Source organism: Variovorax sp. RCC_210 (genome assembly GCF_041355175.1).
In the GTDB taxonomy this organism is placed as follows: domain Bacteria; phylum Pseudomonadota; class Gammaproteobacteria; order Burkholderiales; family Burkholderiaceae_C; genus Variovorax.
The window spans coordinates 931,987-945,778 of record NZ_JBFUPJ010000001.1 but is presented as its reverse complement, the minus strand read 5'-3'; the positions used below and the strand labels follow the sequence as shown (position 1 = coordinate 945,778).

Annotated in this window: 14 protein-coding genes; 13 read left to right on the top strand and 1 reads right to left on the bottom strand. The window is 69.7% G+C overall.

Annotation, left to right across the window (positions count from 1 at the left end; translation table 11 throughout):
* Positions 1-54 precede the first annotated feature (54 nt).
* The 6 genes from AB6807_RS04630 to AB6807_RS04605 all read left to right on the top strand — a co-directional run bounded on the left by AB6807_RS04630 (position 55) and on the right by AB6807_RS04605 (position 6,241).
* Complete coding sequence (locus tag AB6807_RS04630; protein WP_371083662.1) at positions 55-765, top strand: alpha/beta fold hydrolase; 711 nt, start codon at positions 55-57, stop codon at positions 763-765.
* A complete protein-coding gene (locus tag AB6807_RS04625) occupies positions 762-2,435 on the top strand; it encodes an ABC transporter ATP-binding protein (RefSeq protein WP_371083661.1) in 1,674 nt (557 codons plus the stop codon). Before AB6807_RS04630 ends, AB6807_RS04625 begins: the two co-directional genes overlap by 4 nt.
* Positions 2,435-3,499 (top strand): ABC transporter permease, encoded by a 1,065-nt coding sequence (locus AB6807_RS04620; RefSeq protein WP_371084149.1) that lies wholly within the window; start codon positions 2,435-2,437, stop codon positions 3,497-3,499. Before AB6807_RS04625 ends, AB6807_RS04620 begins: the two co-directional genes overlap by 1 nt.
* A complete protein-coding gene (locus tag AB6807_RS04615; protein ID WP_371083660.1) occupies positions 3,496-4,419 on the top strand; it encodes an ABC transporter permease in 924 nt (307 codons plus the stop codon). The genes AB6807_RS04620 and AB6807_RS04615 overlap by 4 nt, the downstream gene beginning before the upstream one ends.
* Positions 4,419-4,883 carry a hypothetical protein gene (locus AB6807_RS04610; protein ID WP_371083659.1) on the top strand — a complete coding sequence of 155 codons (465 nt, stop codon included), beginning with the start codon at positions 4,419-4,421 and terminating at the stop codon, positions 4,881-4,883. The genes AB6807_RS04615 and AB6807_RS04610 overlap by 1 nt, the downstream gene beginning before the upstream one ends.
* Positions 4,884-4,954: 71 nt before the next feature.
* The gene (locus tag AB6807_RS04605; RefSeq protein WP_371083658.1) at positions 4,955-6,241 is read left to right on the top strand and encodes an amidohydrolase family protein; all 1,287 of its coding nucleotides are present in this window, start codon (positions 4,955-4,957) and stop codon (positions 6,239-6,241) included.
* Position 6,242: 1 nt separating this feature from the next.
* On the opposite strand, the gene AB6807_RS04600 is transcribed toward AB6807_RS04605, so the two are convergent.
* A complete protein-coding gene (locus AB6807_RS04600; RefSeq protein WP_116909109.1) occupies positions 6,243-7,076 on the bottom strand; it encodes an IclR family transcriptional regulator in 834 nt (277 codons plus the stop codon).
* A 160-nt stretch (positions 7,077-7,236) separates the two neighbouring features.
* Here AB6807_RS04600 and AB6807_RS04595 point away from each other — a divergent pair, with 160 nt between their 5' ends.
* Genes AB6807_RS04595 through AB6807_RS04565 form a run of 7 tightly spaced genes read left to right on the top strand, consistent with a single transcriptional unit; the run spans position 7,237 to position 13,776 of the window.
* Positions 7,237-8,541 carry an aconitase family protein gene (locus tag AB6807_RS04595; RefSeq protein WP_371083657.1) on the top strand — a complete coding sequence of 435 codons (1,305 nt, stop codon included), beginning with the start codon at positions 7,237-7,239 and terminating at the stop codon, positions 8,539-8,541.
* Entirely contained in the window at positions 8,538-9,074 is a 537-nt protein-coding gene (locus tag AB6807_RS04590) for a 3-isopropylmalate dehydratase (protein ID WP_371083656.1), read from the top strand. Before AB6807_RS04595 ends, AB6807_RS04590 begins: the two co-directional genes overlap by 4 nt.
* 16 nt (positions 9,075-9,090) lie before the next feature.
* On the top strand, positions 9,091-9,954 hold the full coding sequence (locus tag AB6807_RS04585) for a branched-chain amino acid ABC transporter permease (protein ID WP_371083655.1): 864 nt from the start codon (positions 9,091-9,093) through the stop codon (positions 9,952-9,954).
* 10 nt (positions 9,955-9,964) lie between these two features.
* Entirely contained in the window at positions 9,965-10,939 is a 975-nt protein-coding gene (locus AB6807_RS04580) for a branched-chain amino acid ABC transporter permease (protein ID WP_116908980.1), read from the top strand.
* The gene (locus AB6807_RS04575) at positions 10,936-11,787 is read left to right on the top strand and encodes an ABC transporter ATP-binding protein (RefSeq protein ID WP_371083654.1); all 852 of its coding nucleotides are present in this window, start codon (positions 10,936-10,938) and stop codon (positions 11,785-11,787) included. Before AB6807_RS04580 ends, AB6807_RS04575 begins: the two co-directional genes overlap by 4 nt.
* Positions 11,771-12,514 carry an ABC transporter ATP-binding protein gene (locus AB6807_RS04570; RefSeq protein ID WP_286512169.1) on the top strand — a complete coding sequence of 248 codons (744 nt, stop codon included), beginning with the start codon at positions 11,771-11,773 and terminating at the stop codon, positions 12,512-12,514. The genes AB6807_RS04575 and AB6807_RS04570 overlap by 17 nt, the downstream gene beginning before the upstream one ends.
* 41 nt (positions 12,515-12,555) lie before the next feature.
* Entirely contained in the window at positions 12,556-13,776 is a 1,221-nt protein-coding gene (locus AB6807_RS04565) for an ABC transporter substrate-binding protein (protein ID WP_371083653.1), read from the top strand.
* The last annotated feature ends 16 nt before the right edge of the window (positions 13,777-13,792 follow it).

Here is a 13,792-nt window from a genome sequence, read left to right as displayed (position 1 = left end):
CTTGGTGCTGCAGATGCTCCTGGCGCTCCTGGCGCCCCTCGTGCCGTTCGCCTCGTGCTGCTGCCGGGCATGGACGGCACCGGCGACCTGTTCGCGCCGCTGACGGCCGCGCTGGGGCCGGGCGCGGCGGTCGACGTGGTGCGCTACTCGGGCACGCAGCCGCAGGGCTACGCGGAGCTCGAGCCGCTGGTTCGCGCGCAGTTGCCCCGAGGGGAACCCTTCGTGCTGCTGGGAGAATCGTTTTCCGGCCCGCTCGCCATTTCCATCGCGGCCGCGCCGCCGCCGGGACTGCGCGGGCTCATCCTGTGCTGCAGCTTTGCGCGCAGCCCCTCGCCCGGGCTGGCGCTGCTGCGCGGCGGCCTGCTCGAACTGACGATGAAGTTGCTGCACCTGGACGCCATGCGCCCGCCCATGCGCCACATGCTGCTGGGCCGCTTCGCCACCCCGCAGCTGGCCGGCATGCTGCAGGGCTCGCTGCGGCAGGTGTCGGGCGCCGTCATGGCGCGCCGCATGCACGAGGTGCAGCGGGTGAACGTGGTCGACAAGCTGGCGCAGGTGCGCGTACCCTCGATGTACCTTCAGGCCCTGCAGGACCGCATCGTTCCCGCGCAGGCCGCCCGCGTGATCCAGCGTGCGCTCGCGGGCCTGCAGGTCGTGCGCTTCGAAGGGCCGCACGGCCTGCTGCAAGCCGCGCCCGCCGCCACGGCCCAGGCCATCGACCACTTTTGCCGCACGCTCGGAGAACCCGCGCCCGTCCACCCATGAACCCTACCGTGCACTCCACTGCGCACCCCCACGTGCACACCCCGGTGCTCCGGCTCGCGGGCATCACCAAGCGCTTCGGCAGCCTGGTCGCCAACGACGCCATCTCCCTCGACCTGCAGGCCGGCGAGGTGCTCGCGCTGCTCGGCGAGAACGGCGCGGGCAAGTCGACGCTCATGTCGATCCTGTTCGGCCACTACGTCGCCGACGAAGGCGGCATCGAGGTCTTCGGCGCGCCGCTGCCGCCGGGCAACCCCAAGGCCGCGCTGGCCGCCGGCGTGGGCATGGTGCACCAGCACTTCACGCTGGCCGACAACCTGAGCGTGCTCGACAACGTGATGATGGGCACCGAGCCCCTGTGGCGCCCGGTGTCGCGCCGCGCCGCCGCGCGCGAGCGGCTGCTGGCGGTGGCCCAACGCTTCGGCCTGCCGGTGCAGCCGGACGCGAAGATCGGCAGCCTGTCGGTCGGCGAGCGCCAGCGCGTCGAAATCCTGAAGGCGCTGTACCGCGGCGCGCGCATCCTCATCCTGGACGAGCCCACCGCCGTGCTCACGCCGCAGGAAAGCGAGTCGCTGTTCGCCACGCTCGCGCAGATGGTGGCGCAGGGGCTGTCGGTCATCTTCATCAGCCACAAGCTGGGCGAGGTGCTGCGCGTGTCGCACCGCGTGGCCGTGCTGCGCGGCGGCAAGCTGGTGGCCGAGGCGCGCACCGCCGACACCACGCAGGCGCAGCTCGCGCTGTGGATGGTCGGCCACGCGGTCGAGGCGCCGCAGCGGCGGCCGGCCAGGTCGGTGGGCGACGCGGTCTGCGTGCTCGACCATGTGAGCACCGCGTCGGCCAGGAACGGCGGGCAGGACCGGCTTCGCGAGGTGTCGCTGACCCTGCGCGCGGGCGAAATCACCGCCATCGCCGGGGTTTCCGGCAACGGGCAGGTCGCGCTGGCCGAGCTGCTGTGCGGCACGCGCCGCGCGGTGTCGGGCACGGCGCAGCTCATGGGCCGCGCGCTGCCGCCCTCGCCCGCCCGGCTGGTGCAGCGCGGCGTGGCGCGCATTCCCGAAGACCGTCATGCGGTCGGCGTGGTCGGCGACTTGCCGGTGTGGGAGAACGCGGTGTCCGAGCGGCTGCGCAGCCCGGTGTTCTCTCGCTGGTCGTTCATCGTGAAGCGCGCGGCGGCCCGGCTGCACGCGCGGCGCATCGAGAAGGCTTTCGACGTGCGCGGCGCCGGCCTGATGGCGCCGGCGCGCTCGCTCTCGGGCGGCAACATGCAGAAATTGATCCTGGGGCGCGCGCTGCTCGCGCCTGAACAGCCTGAGCAGCGTGAACTGCGTGGAGGGACGAAGCACGATGACAACAAGAAATACCCGAACCGCGCGCCGCGCCTCATCGTCGCGCACCAGCCGACCTGGGGCCTGGACATCGGCGCGGTCGCCTATGTGCAGCAGCAGCTCATCGCCGCGCGCGACGCGGGCGCGGCGGTGCTGGTGATTTCGGACGACCTCGACGAAGTGCTGACCCTCGGCGACCGCGTGGCGGTGATGCACGGCGGCCACCTGGGCGATGCGCGGCCCGCCGCGGCGTGGACGCGCGAGGCCATCGGCCTGGCCATGGCGGGTGCAACGGCCGGTTCGCTGGCCGGCGCGACAGCGCCGCAGCCCAAGGGAGCCGCCTCATGATGCGGCTCGAACGACGCCACGAAACATCGCGCACGGCGTTGGTGCTGGCACCGGTGGGTGCGGTCGTGTTCACGCTCGCGATCAGCGCGCTGCTGGTGCTGTGGGCCGGCGCGCCGGTCGGGCGCACCTACGCGCTGCTGCTGCAGGGCGGCTTCGGCTCGGTGTTCGCCTGGAGCGAGACGCTGACGCGCGCCATTCCGCTGATCCTCACCGGGCTGGCGGCCACGGTCGCGTTCAAGGCGCGGCTGTTCAACATCGGCGCCGAAGGCCAGCTCTACGCGGGCGCGCTGGCGGCGGTCGCCGTCGGCGGCATGCATGGCGGCACCGGCTTCGAGCTGTCGCCGTGGCTGCTGTTCCCGCTCATGATGCTGGCCGCCGCCGTGGCCGGCGCGCTCATGCTGCTGGGCCCGGCGCTGATGAAGAACAGGCTGGGCGTGGACGAGGTGGTGACCACGCTGCTCATCAACTTCATCGTGCTGCTGGGCGTGTCGGCGCTGCTCGACGGGCCGATGAAAGACCCGAGCGCCATGGGCTGGCCGCAGAGCGTGTCGCTGCAACCCGACCTGGAGCTGGGCAAGCTCATCGCGCAGACGCGGGTGCACACCGGCCTGCTGTGGGCGGTGTCGCTCGCGGTGATGGTGTGGGCCGTGTTCAAGTACACGGTGCTGGGTTTCGACATTCGCGCGGTCGGCGCCAATGCGCGCGCCGCCGCGTTCGCGGGCGTACCGGTGACGCGCACGGTCGTCATGGTGGCGCTGCTCTCGGGCGCGCTGGCCGGGCTGGCGGGCGCCATCGAGGTGGCGGGCCGCACCAGCTACGTCACGCTCGACATGTCGCCGGGCTACGGCTACACGGGCATCGTGATCGCGATGCTGGCGGGCCTGCATCCGCTGGGCGTGATCGCCGCGGGTGTGTTCGTGGCGGGCGTGCTCGTCGGCGCGGACACCATGAGCCGCGCGGTCGGCGTGCCGACGTACATCGCCGACGTGATCGTCGCGGCCTCGCTGATCGCCGTGCTGGTGGCGACCTTGCTGACGCAGTACCGGGTGAGGATGAAGAAATGACCGACCTGCTCGACATCCTCGCCAACCCCGCCTTCTGGGTCGCAGTGCTGCGCATCGCCACGCCGCTCGTCCTCGGCACGCTCGGCGTGCTGCTGTGCGAGCGCGCGGGCGTGCTCAACCTCGGCATCGAAGGGATCATGGTCGCGGGCGCCTTCACCGGCTGGCTCGCGGTGTACGCCGGCGCGCCGCTGTGGATGGGCGTGGCCGTGGCCGCGCTCACGGGCATGGTGTTCGGCCTGCTGCACGCCTTTCTCACCGTGGGCCTGGCGCTGTCGCAGCACGTGTCCGGCCTGGGCATCACGCTGCTCGCCACATCGCTGAGCTACTTCGGCTACCGCGTGAGCTTTCCGAAGGTGAACACGCCGCCCACCATCACGCCCTTCGCGCCGATGGACTGGCTGCCCATTCCCATCCTCAACGCGCAAACCGCGCTCACGCTGTTCGCCCTGCTGCTGGTGCCCGTGGTCGGCTGGGTGCTGTACCGCACGCCGCTGGGCCTGGCGTTGCGCATGGTCGGCGAGAACCCGCAGGCCGCCGAGAGCCAGGGCGTGTCGGTCGCGGTCACCCGCACGGGCGCCATCGTCGCGGGCTCGGCGCTGATGGGCATGGCGGGCTCGTTTCTCACGCTGTCGGCCTTCAACGCCTTCTTCTTCAACATGGTGAACGGCCGCGGCTGGATCTGCGTGGCGCTGGTGGTGTTCGCCTCGTGGCGGCCGGGCAAGGCGCTGCTGGGCGCGCTGCTGTTCGCCTTCTTCGACGCGCTGCAACTGCGGCTGCAACAATCGGGCGACGCCGTGCTGCCCTACCAGCTGTACTTGATGCTGCCGTACCTGCTGTCGATCCTGGCGCTGGTGCTGGTGGCGCGCAAGGCCAGCTATCCGCAGGCACTGATGAAGCCCTACCGCAAGGGAGAACGCTGATGAAGACGACCACCCTCCTCGCACGCTGCGCGCTTATCGCCGCCTGCCTCGCCTCGGGCGCCGGCGCGCACGCGCTGGGCAGCGACTACACCTACGACAGCTTCAAGACGCCCGACGCGGTCAGCTGGGTGCAGCTGTGCGGCACCTGGGGCCAGGGCAAGGCACCGCAGGGCACCTACCGCGTGGTGCACGCCGAGCAGTACGCGCAGTCGTTCCTGTACGTGCAGTGGATGACGCGCGACGCCAACGGCGGCCTGCATGCCGAGCACACCGTCGCCATTGCCGAGCTGGACAACGACCACGCGGAGATCGCGCTGAGCGAGCTCACCTGCCGCGCCACGCCGCGCGGCATCGTGGTGACGGCCAAGGCCGACGCCGGCCACGACGACAAGCTGCGCCGCGTGACCATCGAGGTCGGTCCCGCGCCGGGGCAGTACCGCTTCCGGGCGCAGCGCATGCGCTGACGCGCGGGCCCTGACCTGCTCTGCCTGCCCCCAGCTCCAAGACCGCTCCACGAACAAACGAGACCCCCACGATGCTCGACCTTCTCATCACCCACGCCACCCTCCCCGACGGCCGCACCGGCATGTCGATCGCCGTGCAGGCCGGGCGCATCGCCGAGGTCACCGAAGACCTGGCCGCGCCCGCGCACGAGACCATCGACGCGCAGGGCCTGCTGGTTGCGCCGCACTTCGTCGACCCGCACTTCCACATGGACGCCACGCTCAGCTACGGCCTGCCGCGCGTCAACCAGAGCGGCACGCTGCTCGAGGGCATCGCGCTGTGGGGCGAGCTGAAGCCGCTGCTGACGGCCGATGCGCTCATCGAGCGCGCGCTGGCCTACTGCGACTGGGCCGTGGCCAAGGGCCTGCTCGCGGTGCGCACGCACGTGGACACCAGCGACCCGAGCCTGCTCGCGGTCGATGCGCTGCTGGAGGTCAAGCGCCAGGTGGCGCCCTACCTCGACCTGCAGCTGGTCGCGTTTCCGCAGGACGGCGTGCTGCGCTCGCCCGGCGGTGTCGACAACATCGAGCGCGCGCTCGACCGGGGCGTGGACGTGGTCGGCGGCATTCCGCACTTCGAGCGCACCATGGCCGACGGCGCCGCCAGCGTGAAGCTGCTGTGCGAGATGGCGGCCGCGCGCGGCAAGCTGGTCGACATGCACTGCGACGAGTCGGACGACCCGCTGTCGCGCCACATCGAGACGCTGGCCTTCGAGGCGCAGCGCCTGGGCCTGCAGGGCCGCGTCACCGGCTCGCACTGCACCTCGATGCACTCGATGGACAACTACTACGTGAGCAAGCTGCTGCCGCTCATCGCGCAAAGCGGCGTGGCCGTCATTGCCAACCCGCTCATCAACATCACGCTGCAGGGCCGCCACGACACCTACCCCAAGCGCCGCGGCATGACGCGCGTGCCCGAGCTGATGGCCGCCGGCGTGAACGTCGCCTTCGGCCACGACTGCGTGATGGACCCCTGGTACGGCATGGGCTCGGGCGACATGCTCGAAGTGGCGCACATGGGCCTGCACGTGGCGCAGATGACCAGCCAGGCCGGCATTCGCCAGTGCTTCGAGGCCGTGACGACGAACGCGGCGCGCGTGATGCACCTGGAAGGCTACGGCCTGGCCGCCGGCTGCGACGCGAGCTTCGTGCTGCTGCAGGCGCGCGACCCGGTCGAGGCGATTCGCCTGCGCGCCACGCGGCTCAAGGTGTTTCGCAAGGGCAGGCTGCTGGCCGAGACGCCGGCGGCCACGGCGAGCCTGCACCTGGCGGGGCGGGACGGCGCGACGAGCTGGATGACGCCGCAGCGCCAGGGCTGAATCAGTCCTCCTCGAAGGCCCCGGCCGCCGCCGCCGCGGCCGCGCCCGCGGTGCCCATCAGCGCCGCCTCGATCTTGCGCACCTCGCGGCGCAGCTCCCGCGCCATGTCCTCCCGGCGTTCCGCCCCCAGCCGCCCGGAGATGGCCGCGATGCTGATCGCGCCCACCGGGTTGTTCCTGGGAAAGGCCATGCCGATGGCGCCCGTGCCCGGCGTGACCGCGCTGTCCAGGAACGAATAGCCCTGCGCACGGCCCTGCGCCACCGCCTCGCGCAAGAAGTCGGCGGTGAAAGACGCGAACTTCTCGTAGCGGTGGCCGTTGGCCTGGATGATGGCTTCGGCCTCCGCCTCGGGCATGGCGCAGAGCATCGACAGGCCCCCCGCGCCCACGCCCAGCGGGCGCCGGATGCCGATGTCCAGCGGCATCGCCTTGATGGGAAAGTCGCCCAGCGCGCGGTTGGTGCACACCGCCTCCATGCCGCTGCGCTCGCTGAGGTAGAGGGTGTCCTGCGTCAGGTCGGCCAGCCGGTGCAGCGCGCCGTCGCACAGGTCGCTGAGCCGGTAGCGCGGCCGCGCGAGCAGCCCCAGTTCGTGCAGCAACGGCCCGAGAAAGTACTTGCGCGTGGCCACGTCGCGGTCGACCAGCCCTTCGATTTCCAGCCGCGCCAGCATGCGCGCGCAGGTCGACTGCGGCAGTCCGCTGGTGGCCGCTATTTCGCCGATGCGCATGCCGCGCCGGCCACGCGACGCCACAACGCGGAGCATGCCGACCACGCGCTCGATGCTCTGCGTGCCGGTGCGCGCGTTCTCACCTTGTGGCGATTGCTTGCCTGCCATGTTCAACGTCCTGCTCTTGTCACTTAGGTGTCGATTTATATTGCATCCACATTGTGGATATTTAAGGGTCAACCCTATCCGGAGCACCACACCCGCCCGTCTGTAATTCATGGGAGACGACAACGCATATCGCCACATTGTGGATACCCAAGGAATGCAGATGCCCCAGACGATGACCGAGAAAATCCTGGCCCGCGTGGCCGGGCGCGCCAGCGTTCGAGCCGGTGAAGAAGTGCTGGCCCGGCCCGACTTCGTGATCGCCTACGACTTCCCCGGCTACACCGACGTGTTCTTCAGGGAAGCCCGTGAAGAGTTCGGCGTGGACAAGGTGCCCAGCCCCGAGCGCTTCGTGCTATTCATCGACCACATGGTCCCGGCCACCGCGCCCAAGGAAGAAGAGCTGCACAAGGTGACCCGCGCCTGGGGCAAGGAACAGGGCGTGCCGGTGCACGAGCGCGAAGGCATCGGCCACCAGGTGTCGGCCGAGCTCGGCTACGCCACGCCGGGTGCCTTCGCGGTGCACTTCGACGGCCACGTGAGCCAGCTGGGCGCCTTCGGCACGCTGGCCATGGGCGCGCGCAAGAGCGTGCTGGAAACCTTCGTGAGCGAGACCATGGCGCTCACTGTGCCGGGCACGGTGAAGATCGAACTCACCGGCACCCTGCAGCCCGGCGTGATGGCGCGCGACGTGTTCCACCACATGGTGCGCGTGCTGGGCCCGTCGTCGTGCCGCTTCAAGGTGGTGGAGCTGTGCGGCCCGGTGATCGACGCCATGAGCATCGAAGGCCGCCAGACCATCTGCGGCCAGGCCATGTTCCTGGGCGCGACCACCATGCTGATCGCGCCGGACGCGAAGACGCTGGCCTACGCGCAGGGTCGCTCGAAGATCGCGCTCGAACCGGTCTACCCCGACGCCGACGCGGTGTACGACCGCGAGGTGACCATCGACGTGAGCGCGCTCGCACCCATCGTCGTGGCGCCACCGAGCCCCGCGAACACGCGCGACCTGAGCGAGTACGCGGGCCTCGAAGTGCACACCGGCTACCTCGGCTCCTGCGCCAGCGGCCGGCTCGAAGACCTGCGCGCCGCGGCCGACGTGCTGCGCGGGCGCCGCATCAAGCAGGGCTTTCAGCTGCACGTGGTGCCGACCTCGCAGGCCATCATGTCGCAGGCCGCGAAGGAAGGGCTGATTTCCACGCTGGTGGACGCGGGCGCCTTCATCAGCTCGTCGAGCTGCGACTACTGCTACGGCCGCATCGCGACCATGACCGACGGCCAGCGTGCCGTGTCCACCGGCACGCTGAACACGCCGGGCCGCATGGGCAGCGCCGATTCGGAGATCTTCATCTGCAACGCCGCGGTGGTGGCGGCCTCGGCGCTCGAAGGCTGCATTGCCGACCCCCGCCCCTACCTGGCCGAGGCCGCCAGGGCCAGGGCCGAGGCACTCGAAGGGAGCGCAGCATGAGCATGCCCAACCTGCAAGGCCGCGCGGCCTGGATCTTCCAGGAAGACGACTTCGACATCGACCTGATCGTCGGCATCAAGAACATCAAGATCACCGACATCCACGAGCTCGCCGCGGTCACCATGACGAGCTACGACCCTGACTTTGCAACGTCGGTGAAGAAGGGCGACCTGCTGGTGGGCGGCCACAACTTCGGCTACGGCCACCCGCACTACCCGGCCATGCGCGCCATGCGCCACCTGGGCGTGGCGGGCGTGATTGCAGAGTCGTTCTCGCCGGGCTTCTTCCGCGGCGAGATCAGCATGGGTTTTCCGCTCGTGACCTGCCCCGGCATCCGCGAACTCACCACGCGCTGGGACGAACTGAAGGTCGACTGGAACGCCAGCACCGTCACGCACATGGCCAGCGGCAAGCAGCTGCCCTTCGAGCGCCTGTCGTCGGTGGAGCGCGGCACGCTGGAGGCCGGCGGCTTCATTCCCTACCTGAAGGCGCGGCTGGCGAAGCAAGGCGAGCAGTCGCCGCTGCCCGCTTGAGCCCGGAGCGCACCGCATGCTCCAGATGATCGTGAGCGGCGTCGCCCTGGGCGCCATCTACGGGCTGATCGCCCTGGGCATCGTGATGGTGTTCAAGGCGACCGGCATCCTCAATTTCGCGCACGGCGAGGCGGCCATGCTCTCGGCCTTCACCGCCTACACCCTCGTGCGGCTGGACGTGCCGATGTGGGCGGTGGTGCCGCTGGTGCTGTTGTTCGGCGCGGCGCTGGGCATGCTGATCGAGCGCTTCATCATCCGCCGCTTCATCGGCAAGGCGCTGCTGTCGTCGGCCATCTGCACGCTGGGCCTGTTCCTGATCTTCGGCGACCTCGCCATCTGGATCTGGGGCAAGGACACGCAGGAGCTGCCGAGCGTGTTCCCGGCCGCGCCCATCGACGTGGGCGGCGTGATCGTCTCGGGCATCGACCTGGGCATCGTGGGCGTGTGCGCGGTGCTGGCCGGCGCGCTGTTCGCGTTCTTCCGCTTCACGCGGCTGGGCATCGCGATGCAGGCGACCATGGAGAACCCGACCGCCGCGCGGCTCATGGGCATTCCCATCAAACGCATCTATTCGCTGGCCTGGGCGCTGTCGCATGTCATCGCGGCGGCGGCCGGCCTGCTGATCGCGCCGCTGACCTTCGTGCACTTCTCGATGATGCAAAGCGCCCTGCACTTCGCCTTCGCGGCGGCGGTGCTCGGCGGCATCGGCAGCATGCCTGGCGCGCTGCTGGGCGGCGTGATCATCGGCGTGACCTCCAACCTCACCGGCGCCTACCTGTCTTCCGAGTGGAAAGACGCGGTGCCTTTCATCGTGATGCTGGCCATCCTGATCCTGCGGCCGCACGGGTTGCTGGCGCGGCGCCAGGTCAAGAAAGTCTGAGGAAAGCCCCATGACACGCATCTTCGATTCGCGGCCCTGGCTGGCGCCGCTGGTGTTCATCGCGCTCTTCGTGCTCGCACCGCTGGTTCCGGGCGGCTACGTGCTCTACATCTTCACGCTGGTGCTGATCTACACGCTCGCGTCCTTCGGCACCAACATCCTCACCGGCTACACCAACCTGATCTCGATGGCCGGCGCGGTGTTCTTCGGCATCGGCGCCTACGGCAGCGCCATTCTCACGACGCACTTCGGCGTGCCGCTGGTGCTGTCGATGCTCATCGCGGCGGCAATCGCCACCGTGGTGGGCGTGCTGCTGGCGCTGCCGGTGCTGCGGCTGGAAGAGGTGTTCCTGGCCATCGCCACGCTGGGCTTCGTGATGATCTCGGTGGAAATCGCCAAGTCCGGCGGCGAGCTCACGGGGGGCGAGAACGGCATGGGCGCCCCCGGGCCCACGCTGTTCGGCTTTGCGCTCGACGAGCGGGCCTACCACCTGTTCGTGGCCGTGGTGCTGGGCGCGGCGCTGTGGGTGGCGCGCAACCTGTCGCAAAGCCATTTCGGCCGCGGCTTCCTCGCCCTCAAGGGCAGCGAGACGGCCTCGCGCGCGCTCGGGCTCAATGCCACCAAGCTCAAGCTCATCGCCTTCGGCGTGTGCGCGTTCTACACGGGGCTGTCGGGCGCGTTGTATGCGCCAGTGGTGCGCTTCATCGACCCGTCGCTGTTCAACATCATGGTGTCGATCAGCTTCGTGTCGATGGTGATCGTGGGCGGGCTGGGCTCGATCATGGGCTCGGTGCTGGGTGCGGTGTTCGTCATCGGCGCGCCGCAACTGCTCACCTACTTCGGCTTCGACCAGTTCCAGCGCGCGCTGTACGGCGTGGCGATGATCCTGGCGCTGATGTTCCTGCCCGACGGGCTGGCCAGCCTGCTCAAGCGCAAGAAGCTGCCCGGCGCGGACGCCGCCGCCGGCACCGAGGTGCCGCGATGAGGGCGCTGATCGACGGCGCGCCCGTCGCGACCCGGCCCCGGGCGAGCCCGGCCGCGGCGCCCCTGCTGTCCCTGTCGGACGTGCGCATGAGCTTCGGCGGCATCGTCGCCGTGCAGGACGTCGGCTTCGACGTGATGCCCGGCACGGTGCACGCGCTGATCGGCCCGAACGGCGCGGGCAAGACCACGATGCTGAACTGCATCAGCCGCTTCTACACGCCGCAGAAGGGTGCGATGCGCCTGCGCACGGCCACCGGCGAGCACGACCTGCTCAGGTGCAAGGCGCACCAGATCTCGCGCCTGGGCATTGCCCGCACCTTCCAGAACCTGGAGCTGTTCTCCGAGCTCACGGTGTTCGACAACGTGCTCATCGCGCGCTCGGGCGCCATGCGCTGCACGCTGGCCGAGGCGCTGCTGCGGCTGCCGCGCCAGCGCCGCGAGGAGCGCGAGCAACGCGAGCGCACGCAGCAGATCATCGACAGCCTGGCGCTGGGCGCGCACGCCCACACGCTGGTGCGCGACCTGCCCTACGGCACGCAGAAGCTGGTGGAACTGGCACGCGCCATGGCGCTGGAGCCGGTGCTGATGCTGCTGGACGAACCCGCCGCCGGCATGAACAACCGCGAGATCGACGCGCTGGGCGACACGCTGCGCCGGCTGCAGCAAGCCACGGGCGCCACGCTGCTGCTCATCGAGCACAGCATGCCGCTGGTGATGTCGATCTCGGACACCATCACCGTCATGCACAACGGCGCCTTCCTGGCGCAGGGCTCGCCGCGCGAAATCGAACAGAACCCGGCAGTGGTCGAGGCCTATCTCGGAGGAGGCAAGAGTGGCAAACGCCGTTGAACCCCCAAAGCGCGGCGAGCCCTTGCTGCGCGTGGACAACCTGAGCGCGGCCTACGGAAAGATCCGCGCGCTGCACGGCGTGTCGCTCGAAGTGCCGGCCGCGGGCATCGTGTGCGTGCTGGGCGCCAACGGCGCGGGCAAGACCACGCTGATGCGCGCGCTCTCGGGCCTGCTGCCGGTGGCGGGGGGCACCGCCGTCTTCGACGGCCGCAGCATCGCCAACGTGCCGGCGGAGCAACTGGTGCGCCGCGGCGTGGTGCATGTGCCGCAGGGCCGCATGGTGTTCGCGCAGCTCTCGGTGAAGGAAAACCTGGTGCTCGGCGGCTACACCCGCCCGGCCGGCGAGGTGCGCGAGGACATCGACCGCGTGCTGGGCTACTTTCCGCGGCTGAAGGAGCGCATCACCTCGCGCGCCGGCACGCTGTCGGGCGGCGAGCAGCAGATGCTGGCCATTGCGCGCGGCCTGCTCGCCAAGCCCCGCCTGCTGATGCTCGACGAGCCTTCGATGGGCGTGGCGCCCATCATGAAGGACGCCATCTTCTCGACGCTGCGCGACATCCGGGACCGCGAGCGGCTCACGCTCCTGATCGTGGAGCAGGACGCCGACATTGCGCTGGACATTTCCGACGAAGGCTATGTCATCGAGACCGGCCGCGTCGTCATGCACGGGCCGGCGGCCGAGCTGGCCGGCAACGAAGACATTCGCCGCGCCTACCTGGGCGGCTGAGCCAGGCACCGATTTCCCACTCAATGACAGGAGACGCACCCATGACCATGACCCACTCCGCTCCCCGCCGCACCGCGCTCGCCACCGGCGCCGCGCTGCTCTTCGCAGCCGCCCTGCCGCCGCTGGCCTTCGCCTTCGACAACAAGGCCGAAGGCGTGCTCGACAAGGAGATCGTGCTCGGCTCGTCGCAGCCGATGTCGGGCACGCTGGCCTACATGGGCAAGGCGGTGGACGAAGGCATTCGCACCTACTTCGACATGGTGAACGAGCAAGGCGGCGTGAACGGCCGCAAGCTCAAGCTGATCACCTACGACGACGAGCTCAAGCCCGCGAAGTCGGTGGCCAACGCCAAGCTGCTGGTGGAGCGCGACAACGTGCTGGCCATGGTGGGCAACATCGGCCACGCCACCAACATCAGCGCCTACGAGTACAGCTCCACGCGCAAGGTGCCGACCATCGGCGCCCTGAGCATCTCCGACCTGACCAGCACGCCGCCGCGCGAGCTGCTGTACGTGCTGCCCTCGCCGCAATCGACCGAGACCGCCGCCTACATCGACTACGCGGTGGAGAAGCTCAAGGCCAAGAAGATCGCCATGCTTTACCAGAACGACGGCTGGGGCAAGCCGGCCTACGACATCGCCATGAAGCAGCTCGACAAGCACGGGCTGAAGCTGGTGGAGGCGCAGAGCTTCGAGCGCTTCGCCACCGACATCACCTCGCAGGTGTTCAAGCTCAAGCAGGCCGAGCCCGATGTCGTGATCGTCTATGCGCTCGGCCAGGAGGCGGTGCTGTTCTTCCGCGGCGCGGAAAAGCTCGGCTGGAAGCCGACCGTGTTCGGTGCCGGCGGCCTGAACGACCCCAAGTTCGTGGAGCTGCTGGGCAAGAGCCCGGCCAAGCTGTACGTGGCTTCCTACTACGACGCGGTGGAAGGCGACAACCCGGCCATCAAGGCGTTCTTTGCGCGCTACACCAAGCTGTACCCGAAGTCGGCGCCCTCCTCCACGGCGCTCATGGGCTACTCGGCCGCGGCCGTGGCGGTCGAGGCGCTCAAGCGCGCCGGCAACGAACCCAGCCGCGCCAAGGTGGTGGCCGCGCTGGACGGCATGAGCGGTTTCGACCAGAAGATCGGTCCGAAGATTTCCTTCCAGCCCCTGAGCGCCGGCGGCTACGCGCGGCGCGGCCAGACCGGCGTGGCACTGATGGAACTCAAGGAGCAGAAGTTCGTTTCGCTCGGCGGGTACATCGACCCCGTGCAGCGCTGACCCTCCCCCTATTCAA

Excerpts from the sequence above, each read along its gene's own strand:
- AB6807_RS04625 (WP_371083661.1), top strand. The coding sequence starts at position 762 with ATGAACCCTACCGTGCACTCCACTGCGCACCCCCACGTGCACACCCCG.
- AB6807_RS04620 (WP_371084149.1), top strand. The coding sequence starts at position 2,435 with ATGCGGCTCGAACGACGCCACGAAACATCGCGCACGGCGTTGGTGCTG.
- AB6807_RS04615 (WP_371083660.1), top strand. The coding sequence starts at position 3,496 with ATGACCGACCTGCTCGACATCCTCGCCAACCCCGCCTTCTGGGTCGCA.
- AB6807_RS04610 (WP_371083659.1), top strand. The coding sequence starts at position 4,419 with ATGAAGACGACCACCCTCCTCGCACGCTGCGCGCTTATCGCCGCCTGC.
- AB6807_RS04605 (WP_371083658.1), top strand. The coding sequence starts at position 4,955 with ATGCTCGACCTTCTCATCACCCACGCCACCCTCCCCGACGGCCGCACC.
- AB6807_RS04600 (WP_116909109.1), bottom strand. The coding sequence starts at position 7,076 with ATGGCAGGCAAGCAATCGCCACAAGGTGAGAACGCGCGCACCGGCACG.
- AB6807_RS04595 (WP_371083657.1), top strand. The coding sequence starts at position 7,237 with ATGCCCCAGACGATGACCGAGAAAATCCTGGCCCGCGTGGCCGGGCGC.
- AB6807_RS04590 (WP_371083656.1), top strand. The coding sequence starts at position 8,538 with ATGAGCATGCCCAACCTGCAAGGCCGCGCGGCCTGGATCTTCCAGGAA.
- AB6807_RS04585 (WP_371083655.1), top strand. The coding sequence starts at position 9,091 with ATGCTCCAGATGATCGTGAGCGGCGTCGCCCTGGGCGCCATCTACGGG.
- AB6807_RS04580 (WP_116908980.1), top strand. The coding sequence starts at position 9,965 with ATGACACGCATCTTCGATTCGCGGCCCTGGCTGGCGCCGCTGGTGTTC.
- AB6807_RS04575 (WP_371083654.1), top strand. The coding sequence starts at position 10,936 with ATGAGGGCGCTGATCGACGGCGCGCCCGTCGCGACCCGGCCCCGGGCG.
- AB6807_RS04565 (WP_371083653.1), top strand. The coding sequence starts at position 12,556 with ATGACCATGACCCACTCCGCTCCCCGCCGCACCGCGCTCGCCACCGGC.